Annotated in this window: 11 protein-coding genes; 3 read left to right on the top strand and 8 right to left on the bottom strand. The window is 67.8% G+C overall.

Translation table 11 applies throughout. From position 1 onward, the window contains the following. Positions 1-57: 57 nt before the first annotated feature. From DBO33_RS04880 to DBO33_RS04870, 3 genes are all read right to left on the bottom strand, one after another. Positions 58-1,080, bottom strand: coding sequence for an alpha/beta hydrolase (locus DBO33_RS04880; protein ID WP_107653961.1), 1,023 nt, complete (start codon positions 1,078-1,080; stop codon positions 58-60). A gap of 309 nt (positions 1,081-1,389) precedes the next feature. Further along, positions 1,390-2,565, bottom strand: coding sequence for a lipase family protein (locus tag DBO33_RS04875; protein WP_107653960.1), 1,176 nt, complete (start codon positions 2,563-2,565; stop codon positions 1,390-1,392). A 294-nt stretch (positions 2,566-2,859) separates the two neighbouring features. Continuing rightward, positions 2,860-3,291 carry a MarR family winged helix-turn-helix transcriptional regulator gene (locus tag DBO33_RS04870; protein WP_107653959.1) on the bottom strand — a complete coding sequence of 144 codons (432 nt, stop codon included), beginning with the start codon at positions 3,289-3,291 and terminating at the stop codon, positions 2,860-2,862. Between the two features lie 52 nt (positions 3,292-3,343). On the opposite strand from DBO33_RS04870, the gene DBO33_RS04865 reads away from it, so the two are divergent. Further along, the gene (locus tag DBO33_RS04865) at positions 3,344-4,420 is read left to right on the top strand and encodes a substrate-binding domain-containing protein (RefSeq protein WP_107653958.1); all 1,077 of its coding nucleotides are present in this window, start codon (positions 3,344-3,346) and stop codon (positions 4,418-4,420) included. A 69-nt stretch (positions 4,421-4,489) separates the two neighbouring features. On the opposite strand, the gene purQ is transcribed toward DBO33_RS04865, so the two are convergent. Continuing rightward, on the bottom strand, positions 4,490-5,167 hold the full coding sequence (gene purQ / locus DBO33_RS04860) for a phosphoribosylformylglycinamidine synthase subunit PurQ (protein WP_107653957.1): 678 nt from the start codon (positions 5,165-5,167) through the stop codon (positions 4,490-4,492). Next, positions 5,164-5,400, bottom strand: coding sequence for a phosphoribosylformylglycinamidine synthase subunit PurS (gene purS, locus DBO33_RS04855; RefSeq protein WP_107653956.1), 237 nt, complete (start codon positions 5,398-5,400; stop codon positions 5,164-5,166). Before purS ends, purQ begins: the two co-directional genes overlap by 4 nt. Positions 5,401-5,527: 127 nt before the next feature. Between purS and DBO33_RS04850 the strand changes: the two genes are divergently transcribed. Beyond that, on the top strand, positions 5,528-6,172 hold the full coding sequence (locus tag DBO33_RS04850; RefSeq protein ID WP_107653955.1) for an MBL fold metallo-hydrolase: 645 nt from the start codon (positions 5,528-5,530) through the stop codon (positions 6,170-6,172). Between the two features lie 60 nt (positions 6,173-6,232). Here the strand turns inward: DBO33_RS04850 and DBO33_RS04845 are convergent, their stop codons facing one another. Continuing rightward, positions 6,233-7,597 (bottom strand): dipeptidase, encoded by a 1,365-nt coding sequence (locus tag DBO33_RS04845; protein ID WP_107653954.1) that lies wholly within the window; start codon positions 7,595-7,597, stop codon positions 6,233-6,235. 247 nt (positions 7,598-7,844) lie between these two features. On the opposite strand from DBO33_RS04845, the gene DBO33_RS04840 reads away from it, so the two are divergent. Next, positions 7,845-9,242 carry a glutamate decarboxylase gene (locus tag DBO33_RS04840; protein ID WP_107653953.1) on the top strand — a complete coding sequence of 466 codons (1,398 nt, stop codon included), beginning with the start codon at positions 7,845-7,847 and terminating at the stop codon, positions 9,240-9,242. A 130-nt stretch (positions 9,243-9,372) separates the two neighbouring features. Here DBO33_RS04840 and DBO33_RS04835 read toward each other — a convergent pair whose 3' ends face one another. Next, positions 9,373-10,074, bottom strand: a complete 702-nt coding sequence (locus tag DBO33_RS04835; protein ID WP_107653952.1) for a DUF2334 domain-containing protein — start codon at positions 10,072-10,074, stop codon at positions 9,373-9,375. A 90-nt stretch (positions 10,075-10,164) separates the two neighbouring features. Further along, positions 10,165-12,339: a S9 family peptidase gene (locus tag DBO33_RS04830; protein ID WP_107653951.1), complete on the bottom strand. Its 2,175-nt coding sequence runs from the start codon at positions 12,337-12,339 to the stop codon at positions 10,165-10,167. Positions 12,340-12,354: the final 15 nt, after the last annotated feature.

Here is a 12,354-nt window from a genome sequence, read left to right as displayed (position 1 = left end):
GACAGCCCTCGGCCCCGCTGTGAACTTCGTCGAATTCAACTCATTCGAGCGTCGGTACTACGCCAGACCCATCCCGCGGGAAAGGAACGGCCAGGAGTGCTTGAACCCGTCCTGCCAGTAACCCCAGGAATGCGTACCCGAGGCGTAGCGAAAGGTCGCCGGAATTCCGAGCGACTCCAGCCGCTGCTGCATATTGCGCGTACAGAAGTTGGTGACGGCCTCGATCGCGCCGCCGACCGCGATCTGATTGATCAGCGTCTCGACGCCCAGCTGATTGTCGTCTCCATCGATTTGGGTACGGCCACCACCGAGCTGTTCGGCCCGCCCGTCGACCGTGTCATATTTGCCCGGGCTGCCGTCGCCCGACGACAGGTACAGATCGAGCCCGCGCAACTTCTCGGCGTTGATGTAGGCATCGTTTTCCAGCCATTCGGGCGAGCCGGGCGGGCCCCACATGTTCTCCACGTCGCCGCCGCCCATGCCGACCACGGATTTGACAAAAGCCGTGCCGAGTTTGTCGCTGGTCTGCGCGCAGCCACTGTAAGCGGCCACGGCCTTGTAGAGACCGGGCTTCGCCATCGGCATCGTGAGCACGGTGGTGCCCGCGGTGGAGATTCCCGCGATGGCATTGACACCATTGGTGCCCAGCGCCGCGTCGATCAGCGGCGGCAGCTCTTCGGTCAAATAGGTCTTCCACTTGTTGCGACCGAGTGCCGGATCATCCTTGATCCAGTCCGCGTAATAGCTGAACGGTCCGCCCACCGGGATCACCAGGTTGGCATTCTTGTCCGCCATGAACTTCGGAATGTCGGTCTGCGCCTGCCACGAGGCCAGGCCTTCGCCGCCGTCGGCGCCGTTCAGCAGATAGAGCACCGGCCGCGGTCGGGAGGTATCCGCCGGCCGGACGACATCGACCGGAAATGTCTTGTCCATCGCCGCGGAGTGCACCTGCAGCCGGATGCTGTGGTCATCGATTTTTTCGACACCGGTAATACGCGAGCCATCCGGGGATACCGCGCCGGTAGGAATCCCGGCGACGCTCGGATCTGCTGAAGCCGACACCGCGCCGAATCCGGTCATAACACCGACAAGCAGTCCTGCTACTGCGGTACCGGCCACGAAGGCGCACCGGGACCGACGCCTTTCTACGCCTGGGAAAGTCGATTGCATGGGCACCAGCATCGACCATCGCGGTTGCTTATCGAGGCAACGACACACCTTCTTGTCGCACTGACCATGCATAACCGGAACCCTTCTGTTTCTACAGGTTTCGCCGATTCGGCGCGCACCCGGCACCGCGCGTTCGGCCGACATCTCGTTTGCATACACAGGGTTGTCGCAAAGAAACTCGGCGGTGCGCAGCACATCTCGCACCACCGTGTGGAAACGCTAGTTCTGACCCGTCGTAACGGGTTGGATCCGAGCAAGAAAGGCATCGATGGCCGCGTGCATCTCCCGATTGATCTGGAGGTGTCGGCCCGTACCGACCACCATCTTATAGTCCACTCGATTCACGGTGAATCGGGCTGCCAATGCCGCGTGCAGCGGCGAGGGGACCGAGATGTCGGTCGCGTTGATCAGCAACAGGATCGGCGCATCGTAACCACTGGTCGGCACACCGAGGTAGTCGGCGAGCACGCCCTGGAAGTGCTTGTTGGTCAACGGCTTCGACAGCAGCTGACTGATTCCGGCATCGCCGATCCCCTCGACCATCCGGTCCTGGCACAGTCGGCCGACGGTATCGAGCACCTCCCGGCCGCGCGGGGTCAGGTAGCTGTCCATGTTCGCGTCCGGCCGCGCGGCGCGCAGGCCGGCGAGCACGCTGGAGACGAACACGGTGAGGGCCTGGCCGACCTCACTCGGCAGGTCGGGGCCCCACGGTCCGGCCATCGGCAGCAGGCTCTCCGCGTCGGAGGCGGGGTCGATCGCGATCGCGCCACGAAAGTCGAGCTCCGGGGCGTAGGTCCGGTGCAGATGTGCGGTCCCGAGCGCGGCATGCCCGCCCTGCGAACCACCGAGGACCACCCAGGTGCGCGACAGCTCGGCGAAGTGCGACCTGGCCGCCTTGATCAGGCCGATGGTCGCGGTGGCCTCGGTCTTCAGTTCGAGGTACGGATGCGGGCCGGTGTCGAACCGGCCGAGCCCCAGATAGTCCGGCGCGACCACGGCGAATCCTTTGGACAGGAAGCTCGCCACGAATTTGTCCTCGGCGACGCGCAACTCGGGCCAGGGGCCGCGGGCCGGGTCGGACTGCGCGCCGCAGCCCGGGCCGAGGCCGAAGCTGCCGTGCGCGAAGGCGAGAATCGGCCAGCCGCCGGCCGGGGCCGGACCGGGCGGAATGAGTACCGCACCGCTGGCGGGTTTCGGGGTGCCGTCCGAACCGGTCATCCAGTATTCGACGACCGAGCCATTGCTGACGTTGCGCCAGCCCGCGGGTTGGGGCAGCACGGAGATGACCGTTCCCGCGGTCGCCGCGTGCGCGGGTACCGAGACCACCCCGGCGGCGAAACAGGCCGACACAGCGGCAGCCAGGGCCCCGCGTTGCCATGAACCGAACAACCGCATCGGACACCACTTTCCGTTTCGGCGGAGAGAACGTACGCGATGGTGCAGATCGAGATCTTGGTCCGAGTGAAACGGTAGTACGCGGCAGAAGTCCCCGACGCTCGCCGCCCGGCGTGTCGAGCAAGGGGATCGCAACCTCGGGCAAACTTCAGGATTGCCGCTACTTCAAATTTTGCTATGACGAGCGACCACATTAATTCCATTCGGCACGGCACAAAGATGGCCGCGCAAGGATGACCGCGCGTGCGTCCGAGGACGGATCAGACCGCGCGGAAATCGTCGGATGAATTAGCCCTACTCGGGGTTTGCGGAAACAAGTTCCAATAAACGCATGAGCTCGGCATAGCGCCGCGCACCCATTCGCGTCCGCAGTTCTTGCTCGGCCCGCGACTCCTCGGCCCGCACCGACGCGACCAGCTCCGCACCGAGCCGGCTCAGCCCGATCAGGATCCGCCTGCGGTCGTCCTGGGCCGCCAGCCGGAAGATCAGACCGCGCTCGGCCAGGTAGTCCGCATGCCGGGTCGCCGAGGACGGCGCCAGCTGTGACCTGGCCGCAAGCTCGCTCATCGTGATGCCGGTCTCGCTGGAGAGATTTGACAGCATCGACCACTGATCGGCCGTGAGCTGCCTGGCACACAGTGCGGCATCCAAGTGACGCAGCCAACCGCGTTCTGCGGCACGCAGCGCACCATGCAGCGTCGAATATCCGCTTACAATGGTCGTCATTGTTATTTCCTGCCTGCCATGAATTTCGCTCGAACGAGAAGAAGAGTACCGAATGTCAGCGTTCGGCGAGAGCCCAGAGGGCACTATCGAGATCCTGAACATAGTCCCCATGCAGGGACCGGGCGGGATCGTGGCACCCTCCTGCGATGCGGCGATTTCCCTTGCCGTCGACGAAATCAACCGGGGCACAGGAATTCTCGGCCGAGAAATTCGTACTACGAATATCGATGGCGGGCGGGCGCCGCACGAGGTGGCCAGCGAAGTTTCCGCACTGCTGGCGACCGGCATGGTGGACGCGATCACCGGCTGGCACACCTCCGCGGTGCGCCGGGTGGTGGCCCGCGCGACCGCCAGCCGGGTGCCCTATTTATTCGCCACCGGGCACGAGGGACTGCCGGACGAGCTACCCGGGGTGTTGATGCTCGGCGAGCACCCGGCCGGGCAGACGCTGCCCGCGCTGCAGTGGCTCGAGCGCGAGCACGGCGTGCGCCGCTGGGCCATCATCGGCAACGACTACATCTGGCCGCGTGAGTCGGCCAAGGCGATCCGCAACAGCCTGACCGACCCCGGCGCCATCGTGCTGGAGCGCTTCGTGCCGCTCGGTGCGCCCGACTTCGGCGACTTCCTGGGCCACCCGGCGCTGGACCGGGCCGACGGCGTGGTGATCCTGATGGTGGGCGCGGACGTGTCCCGATTCAACCGGCAGTTCGCCTCGACCGGACGCGCGGCGACCCAGCTGCGGATCAGCCCCGCCGCGGACGAGAACGTGTTGCTGGCCGGCGGCCCTGGCGCCAACCAGAACTTCTATGCCGCGTCCAGTTTCTTCATCGACGAGCGCACCGCGGACGGGCGGGAGCGGGTCGGCCGCTACCGCAAATTGCACGGCGAGTTCGCGCCGGCGCTCACCAGTTTCAGCAACATGACCTACGAGGCCATCCACACCCTGGCCGGGCTCGCGCATGCGGTGGGCTCGCTGCGGGTGCCCGACGTGCTCGGCGCCATCGATCACGGCGTGCTGCTGGAAACCCCCGGCGGGCTGCGCGCTTTCCAGGGCAACCAAGCCATCCAGCACGGCTATATCGCCCGTGCGAACGGGGTCGAGTTCGACATCGTCGCCAGAATCACCTGAGCCGCATAACTTTCGAGCCCCACACACTCGCGGACTGCATGGGGCTCGAAAAGTATGCGGCTCTGGGTGTTACGCGGAGACCAGGGTGTCCAGCACCGAGAGGAACAGGCCGAGGCCGTCGTCGCTCGGGCCGGTCAGTGCTTCGGTCGCGTGTTCCGGGTGCGGCATCAGGCCGACGATGCGTCCGTCGGCCGAGGCGATGCCCGCGATGCCGCGCTGCGAACCGTTCGGGTTGTCGCCCGCGTAGCGGAAGACCACCCGGCCCTCGCCCTCCAGCTCGTCGAGCACGGCGGGCGCGGCCTGGAAACGCCCCTCACCGGACTTCAGCGGGATCAGGATCTGCGCGCCGGCCTCGTAGCGCGAAGTCCACACGGTGGACGCGGACTCCACCCGCAGCCACTCGTCGCGGCAGATGAAGTGCAGCCCCTCGTTCCGGGTGAGCGCGCCGGGCAGCAGGCCCGCTTCGCACAGCACCTGGAAGCCGTTGCAGATGCCGAGCACCGGCAGGCCGGCCTTGGCGGCGCGCACGACCTCGCCCATCACCGGCGCGAACCGGGCGATGGCGCCCGCGCGCAGGTAGTCACCGTAGGAGAAACCGCCGGGCACGACCACCGCGTCGACCTGCTTCAGGTCGGCGTCGGCATGCCACAGGCTGACCGCCTCGGCGCCCGCCAGGCGCACCGCCCGGGCCGCGTCGACATCATCGAGCGTGCCCGGAAAAGTGATGACTCCGATGCGCGCAGTCATGACAGGCGAGTGACCTTCCACTCCTCGATCACGGTGTTGCACAGCAGCGACTCCGCGATCTGCTCGAGCTCGGCGTCACCGACACTGTCGTCGACGTCGAGTTCGAATCGCTTGCCCTGCCGTACATCCGAGATGCCCTCGAATCCCAGGCGCGGGAGCGCACCGACGATGGCCTGTCCCTGGGGGTCCAGGATCTCGGCCTTCGGCATCACCTCGACCACGACTCGTGCCACGCGTTGCTCCTCATGTGGTGGTGGGGGGTTACCTGAGCAGCGTAGTTGTGCTGGTCGACCGCGGCATCCTCGGGGTGGGCCAAATTCGCCGGGTGCCGCGGCAGCAGTCCGGCAATAGCATGGCGGGATGCGCATAGCTCACTTCGGCCACTCCTGCCTGCTCGTCGAGCTACACGGCAAGAAGGTGCTGTTCGATCCCGGCACCTTCTCGCACGGTTTCGAAGGGCTCACCGGTCTGGACGCCATCGCGATCACCCACCAGCACCCCGACCACATCGATCCGAACCGGATCGAGGCCCTGGTCGACGCCAATCCCGGCGCCCGGCTGCTGGCCGATCCGCAGACCGCGCAGCAGCGCGGCGAGCGGTGGGAGGCGGTGCACGCGGGCAACGTGCTCACCCTCGGCGACCTGCGGATCACCGGCGGTGGCGGCAGGCACGCGGTGATCCACCCGGAGATCCCGGTCGTCGACAACACCGTGTTCCAGCTGGGCAGCCCGGACGATCCGGCACAGCTGGTGCACCCCGGCGACTCGCTGTGGGTGCCGCCGGTCCCGGTCGGCGTGCTCGCGGTCCCGGCGGCCGCGCCGTGGATGAAACTCAGCGAAGCGGTGGACTACCTGCGCGCGGTCGCGCCGCGCACCGCGCTGCCCATCCACTACGGCATCATCGCGCCGGAGGCACAGGGCATCTACTTCGGCAGGCTGTCCGAGATGGGTCCCGCCGGAACGGAATTCACCGTGGTGGAGCCGGAAGACCAGCGCGAGTTCTAGCACTTCCGGTGCGCCACCTGTCCTCTCGGCCGCCGCCGGGACGACAGGTGGCCGCCGTTGCTAGCCGGCTCGGTCGGCGTAGTTCAGCAGGAACAGCGCCTCGGCCAGTGCCATGTGCTCGATCTCCGAGGGGTCCACGCTCTCGTTGGGGGCGTGGATCAGGCACTTCGGTTCCTCGACCCCGAGCAGCATGATCTCGGCCTCGGGGTAGGTGTCGGCGAAGACGTTGCACAGCGGAATCGAGCCACCCTGCCCCTGCGTGGTGGCGGCGCGGCCGTACGAGGCGGCCAGCGCCGCCTCCATCGCCTCGCGGGCCGGACCGCCGTTCCCGGACCGGAACGGTGCGCCGATGCCGTCCAGCTCGATGGTGAGTTCGGCGTTCCACGGTGTGTTCGCCTCGAGGTGCGCGAAGAGTGCCTTGCGCGCCTCCTCCGGATCCGTGCCCGGTGGGATGCGCAGACTGAGCCGGGCGCGCGCCGAGGGCTGGATGGCGGCGGTGGAACCGACCACTGGCGGGACATCGATGCCGAGCACCGTCAAAGCCGGTCGCGCCCAGAGCATGTCGGAGACGGAGCCGTCACCGATCAGCTCCACGCCGCGCAGCACACCGGCGTCGGTGCGGAACTGGTCCTCCCCGTATTGCACGCCGGACCAGCGCTGATCGTGCTGCAGTCCGGCGACCGTGGTGTTGCCGTGCGCGTCGCGCAGCGAGGCGAGCAGGTGGATCAGCGCGGCGAGCGCGTCCGGGGCGGCGCCGCCGAACATGCCGGAATGCAAAGGGCCCGCCATGGTTCGCACGGTGACGATCACGCTCACGCCGCCGCGCAACGTTTCGGTCAGCGTCGGCACCCCTGCGGCGAAGTTGCCGCAGTCGCCGATCAGAATCGTGTCCGCACGCAACAGATCCGGGTTGGCCTCGACGAACCGCTCCAGCCCGCCGGTGCCCTGCTCCTCGGAGCCCTCGGCGACCATCATGACGCCGAGCGGCAGGTCGGGTCCCAGCGCGCGCAGCGCCGTGAGGTGCATGACGATGTTGCCCTTGCAGTCCGCGGCGCCGCGGCCGTACCAGCGGCCGTTCTTCTCGGTCAGCTCCCAGACCGGCGTACGCCACGCCGCGGGGTCCAGCGGCGGTTGCACGTCGTAGTGGCAGTACAGCAGCACCGTCGGCGCGCCGGGCGGCCCGGGACGCGCGGCGATGACGGCCTTGCTGCCGTCCGGTGTCTCGTGCAACCCCACCCTGGTCAGCCCCGCCGCGGCGAACGCGTCGGCCACCCACTGCGCGGCCCGCTCACACTCCTCCGGCGGAAACTGGCGCGGATCCGCCACCGACTTGAACGAAACAAGTTGCGTCAGATCGGTTTTCGCCTGCGGCATGAGCGCGGCCACCTTGCTGCGCAGCTCGGCGGTGCGGGAATCGTCGGTCATGGCCAGCGCCTCACTTCTTCGTGTCGTCGCGCTTTTGTCGCGCACCCGGATACGGAAACGGTCCGGCAGTAGCGCCGCTTGCGCACTGTGGCACGAACCGCTCAGCTCGAAGGTTGAAGGTAGTCGACCGAGCAGTCCGTGTCGCCCGACTTACCGGCGCCGACAGCGGCCGCCGGGCCGTCCATGTGTGAGGGTGGTGAGCGACTGCAGTTCGGTACCAGCCCGCCGACCCTCCGGAGGCCCTCCGATGCCCGACCGCGCAGACTCCGACGACCTGTTCGCCCTACCCGGCATGAGCCGGGTCGCCCCCAAGGCCGGCTTTCCGCAGCACGAGCTGTTCGCCGAGGTCGCCTACGAAATCGTGCACGACGAACTCATGCTCGACGGCGTCTCCCGGATGAACCTGGCGACCTTCTGCAGCACCTGGGTGGACGACCAGGCGCGCAGGCTGATGGCCGAGTCGCTGGACAAGAACATCGTCGACAAGGACGAATACCCGCAGACCGCGGAGCTCGAGCGCCGCTGCGTCCGGATGATCGCCGACCTGTGGCACTGTCCCGACCCGGCCGGCACGCACGGCACCTCGACCACCGGGTCCAGCGAGGCCGCGATGCTCGGCGGGCTCGCGGCGAAGTTCCGCTGGCGGCAGCGCGGCGGCACCGGCACACCCAATTTCGTGTGCGGGCCGGTGCAGGTCTGCTGGGAGAAGTTCGCGCGGTATTTCGATGTCGAGATCCGCCGAATTCCGCTGCGCGGAGACCGTTTGACCATGCATCCGGACGACGTGGCCGCCTACTGCGACGAGCGAACCATCATGGTGGTGCCGACCTTCGGGCAGACCTTCACCGGACTGTTCGAGGACGTCGCCGGGATCAGCCGCACGCTGGACCGGCTGCAAGAGGTGAGCGGTTTGGACATCCCGATCCACGTGGACGCGGCCAGCGGCGGCTTCCTCGCGCCGTTCACCGCGCCGGACCTGGTGTGGGACTTCCGGCTGCCGCGGGTGAAATCGATCAACGCCTCCGGTCACAAGACCGGGCTCGCGCCGCTCGGTGTCGGCTGGGCGATCTGGCGTGAGGCCGCCGATCTGCCCGCTGAGCTGATCTTCGACGTGGACTATCTCGGCGGCAGTGTCGGTACGTTCAATCTCAATTTCTCCCGGCCCGGCGGGCAGGCGATCGCGCAGTACTACGAGTTCATCCGGCTCGGCCGGACCGGATACACCCGCGTGCAGTCGGCCATCTACCGCGCCGCCCGGCACCTGGCCGCGGGCCTGCGCGACCTCGGGGTGTTCGAGATGATCCACGACGGCGATCCACACCGGGGCATTACCGCCGTGGCGTGGCGGTCCAGCGGTGATGCCGGGTTCAACCTGTATGACCTGTCGGATCGGTTGCGCAGCAGGGGCTGGCTGATCGCCGCCTATCCGCTGCCCGCAGACCGAGAGCACGAGACGATCATGCGGGCGGTGATCCGGCATGGCTTCACCGTCGACATGGCTGATCTGCTGGTGGCCGACTTCGACCGATGCCTGAAACAGCTGGCGCGGCATCCGTTTTCGACCTCGCTCACCCAGCAGGAAGCGGGTGGTTTCACGCACAGCGCGACGGCGGTGGTGCCCGACGAGCAGATCGAGCCTGCCTGATCGTGCCTGTGTATGGGCGGGAGCGCCGCCGCCCGCTTTACGCCATTCGCGAGCGGCGGCGCCGATCGGCCGCGCTCATGGCGCCGATCGCTACGCCGCGGTGCCCGACCACACCACGCCGCAACATCTTTCAGGCCGCACGGGCGATGGCGGGCGGCTCCCAGCGGTAGACCGCACCGGCGGCGCCGTGGAACAGCGCGAGGTCGACGGCGTCGAGCATGGCCTGGCGCGGCCCGGACCGCTCCAGCTGGGCGGCCGAAACCGCAAGGCGCAGTAGGCCGCCGCGGCGCGCGATCCGCGCGGCGCCCATCACCATGGCCCGGCACCACCACGGTTCGGCGCGGAAACCCTCGCCGATGCCGTACACCCGAACCTTCTGCGCCACATTGTGTTCCAGGTCCAGGATCGAGGTGAGCCCGAGCGCGACCCGGAAGCCGACCTCGGGCAGGGCCTCGATGGCGCCCGCGGAGGCATCCCAGCGCGGCGCGGCAAAGAGGCGGGTGCGCAGTTCCACCCGCTCCATCACCCGATCCGCGGCGGTGAGCCGCAGCCGCGCCTCGTGCCGGGGCAGCGTGGCGAACTCGGCGCGGCGGCGCTTGGTCGCCGCCTGGTCGTAGCCGTGCAGCACGATCGCGTCGCCGCGCGCCCGGCGTCCGCGCAGCCACGCCTGCGTCGCAGGGTCCTCGACCAGCTTGTATTTGCCCTTCAACCGGGGTGCCACGAATAGCGACAGTGGCACCCCCCGCTGATCCATCTCGGCGGCGAACTCGATCGCCGCATCCCGAGTGGTGTCCCTGATTCCGGAAATCGAGACGATCAGCTCAGCGTTCATGAACCTACGGTGCCAGGGGCAGATGTACTGAACATGCAGGCCGGATGACCGCGCGACGAACTCCCTGACACACGTTCTCTTCGGTTCGGCCTACGCGCCGGCCAAACCGACCCGGTCCAGCACCCAGGCGTACTCGAAGGCGACTTCCTTCCACTTCTCGTAGCGCCCGCTCACCCCGCCGTGACCCGCACTCATCTCGGTCTTGAGCAGCAGCGGTGCGTCGCCGGTCTTGGTGGCGCGCAGCTTCGCGACCCACTTGGCCGGTTCGACGTAGAGCACACGGGTGTCGTTGAGGCTGGTGATGGCAAGGATGGCGGGGTAGTCCTTGGCCTCGACGTTCTCGTACGGGGCGTAGGACTTCATGTAGTCGTAGACGTCCTTGTCCGCCAACGGGTTACCCCACTCGTCCCATTCGATGACGGTCAGCGGCAGCGACGGGTCGAGGATGGAGGTGAGCGGGTCGACGAACGGGACATTCGCCAGGATGCCGGTGAACAGCTCCGGCGCCAGATTCGCCACCGCGCCCATCAGCAGCCCGCCCGCGCTACCACCGTCGGCGATCATCCGGTCCGCCGCGGTGACGCCGGTGTCGATCAAATGCCGTGCGCACGCGACGAAGTCGGTGAAGGTGTTCTTCTTGGTGAGGGTCTTGCCGTGCTCGTACCAGAGCCGTCCCATCTCACCGCCGCCGCGCACGTGCGCGACCGCGAACACCATGCCGCGATCCAGCAGCGACAGTCGCGAGACGGAGAAGGACGGATCCATGCTCGCCTCGTAGGAGCCGTATCCGTAGAGCAGCAAGGGCTTCGGTGCATCCACCGGCAGGCCCTTCTTCCACACCAGCGAGATCGGCACCCGGGTGCCGTCCTCGGCGACCGCCCAATCCCGGTGCTGCTCATAGTCGTTCGCGTCGTACCCGCCCAGCACCGGCTGCTCCTTGCGCAGCAGCAGATCGCCGGTGGCCGGGACGTAGTCGAACACCTGCACCGGCGTGATGAACGAGGTCAGCCCGATGCGCAGGGTCGGCTGCGCCCACTCCGGGTTCGCACCCGCGCCCACCGCGAACAGTTCCAGGTCGAACTCGAGCTCACGCCGCTCGCCGTACCCGCTCTCGGTCAGCGGCCAGACCGCGACCCGGGTCAGCGCCTCGCGCCGGTAGCTCAGCACCAGGTGATCGGCGTAGGCGTCGATATCCTCCAGCCGCACGTCGTCGCGGTGCTCGATCAGCAGCCGCAGGTTCGCCGGGTCGGCGACCGGGGCGTCGGCGAGCACGAAGTTCTCCGCCTTCACCCCGTCGACCACGTCGTTGTGCAGGATCAGGAAGCGGTCCTCGCCGCCGACCACCGCGTGCTCGGCGGAGTACTCGACGCCCTCACGGCGCGGCAGGATGACGCGGAATTCGCCCTCGGGATCATCGGATTCGAGCACCCAGCCCTCGGTGGTGATCTTGGAGCCGACCCAGATCATCAGGTACTTCTCCGAGCGGGTAGAGGTGATGCTCACCCAGTAGCGCTCGTCGGGCTCGTGGAACACCTTCACGTCGGCGGCGGTCGGGCTGCCGAGGCGGTGCCGCCACACGGTGTCGGGACGCCAGGACTCGTCGACGGTTTGGTAGAAGACGTGCGTGCCGTCCAGCGACCAGGTCGCGCCCGGCGCCGTCTCGGCGATCGCGTCGGGCAGCATCTCGCCGGTGCGCAGGTCCTTGAAGCGCAGCACGTAGCGCTCGTCGCCGACGGTGTCCACCGAGTAGGCCAGCAGGTTGCCGTCGTGACTGAGCGAGAACGCGCCGAGTGCGAAGAAGTCGTGGCCCTCGGCGACCACGTTGCTGTCCAGCAGCACCTCTTCGCCGGGCACCTCGGTGCCCGCCTCGAGCTGCGGCGGCGTCCAGGCATCGATGCCCTCGGCGTCGGCCGCGATCGGGCACCGGCAGTGCACGCCGTACTGCTTGCCCTCGAAGCTGCGCGAGTAGTACCAGTAGTCGCCCATCCTGGTCGGCACGGACAGGTCCGTCTCCTGGGTGCGCCCCTTGATCTCGTCGAAGATCGAGTCACGCAGCTGCGCCAGGTGCGCCGTCTGCGCCTCGGTGTAAGCGTTCTCCGCCTCGAGGTGCGCGATGACCTCCGGGTTCTCCTTGTCCCGCAGCCACTCGTACTCGTCGATGAACACATCGCCGTGATGCACGCGTTCGGTGGGCACCGTCTTGGCGATCGGCGGCGCCGCCCCGTCGAGGTCTGAGATCGTTCCGGTACCGCTGTCGAGAGCCATGCGCTCCACCGTAGC

The sequence above is a fragment of the Nocardia suismassiliense genome (genome assembly GCF_900269665.1).
GTDB classification, from domain to species: domain Bacteria; phylum Actinomycetota; class Actinomycetes; order Mycobacteriales; family Mycobacteriaceae; genus Nocardia; species Nocardia suismassiliense.
The sequence above is the reverse complement of the archived record's forward strand: the minus strand, read 5'-3'. Positions and strand labels throughout refer to the sequence as shown.

Coding starts and splice junctions, on each gene's coding strand:
- DBO33_RS04880 (WP_107653961.1), bottom strand. CDS start 1,080: ATGACCGGATTCGGCGCGGTGTCGGCTTCAGCAGATCCGAGCGTCGCC.
- DBO33_RS04875 (WP_107653960.1), bottom strand. CDS start 2,565: ATGCGGTTGTTCGGTTCATGGCAACGCGGGGCCCTGGCTGCCGCTGTG.
- DBO33_RS04870 (WP_107653959.1), bottom strand. CDS start 3,291: ATGACGACCATTGTAAGCGGATATTCGACGCTGCATGGTGCGCTGCGT.
- DBO33_RS04865 (WP_107653958.1), top strand. CDS start 3,344: ATGTCAGCGTTCGGCGAGAGCCCAGAGGGCACTATCGAGATCCTGAAC.
- purQ (WP_107653957.1), bottom strand. CDS start 5,167: ATGACTGCGCGCATCGGAGTCATCACTTTTCCGGGCACGCTCGATGAT.
- DBO33_RS04850 (WP_107653955.1), top strand. CDS start 5,528: ATGCGCATAGCTCACTTCGGCCACTCCTGCCTGCTCGTCGAGCTACAC.
- DBO33_RS04845 (WP_107653954.1), bottom strand. CDS start 7,597: ATGACCGACGATTCCCGCACCGCCGAGCTGCGCAGCAAGGTGGCCGCG.
- DBO33_RS04840 (WP_107653953.1), top strand. CDS start 7,845: ATGCCCGACCGCGCAGACTCCGACGACCTGTTCGCCCTACCCGGCATG.
- DBO33_RS04835 (WP_107653952.1), bottom strand. CDS start 10,074: ATGAACGCTGAGCTGATCGTCTCGATTTCCGGAATCAGGGACACCACT.
- DBO33_RS04830 (WP_107653951.1), bottom strand. CDS start 12,339: ATGGCTCTCGACAGCGGTACCGGAACGATCTCAGACCTCGACGGGGCG.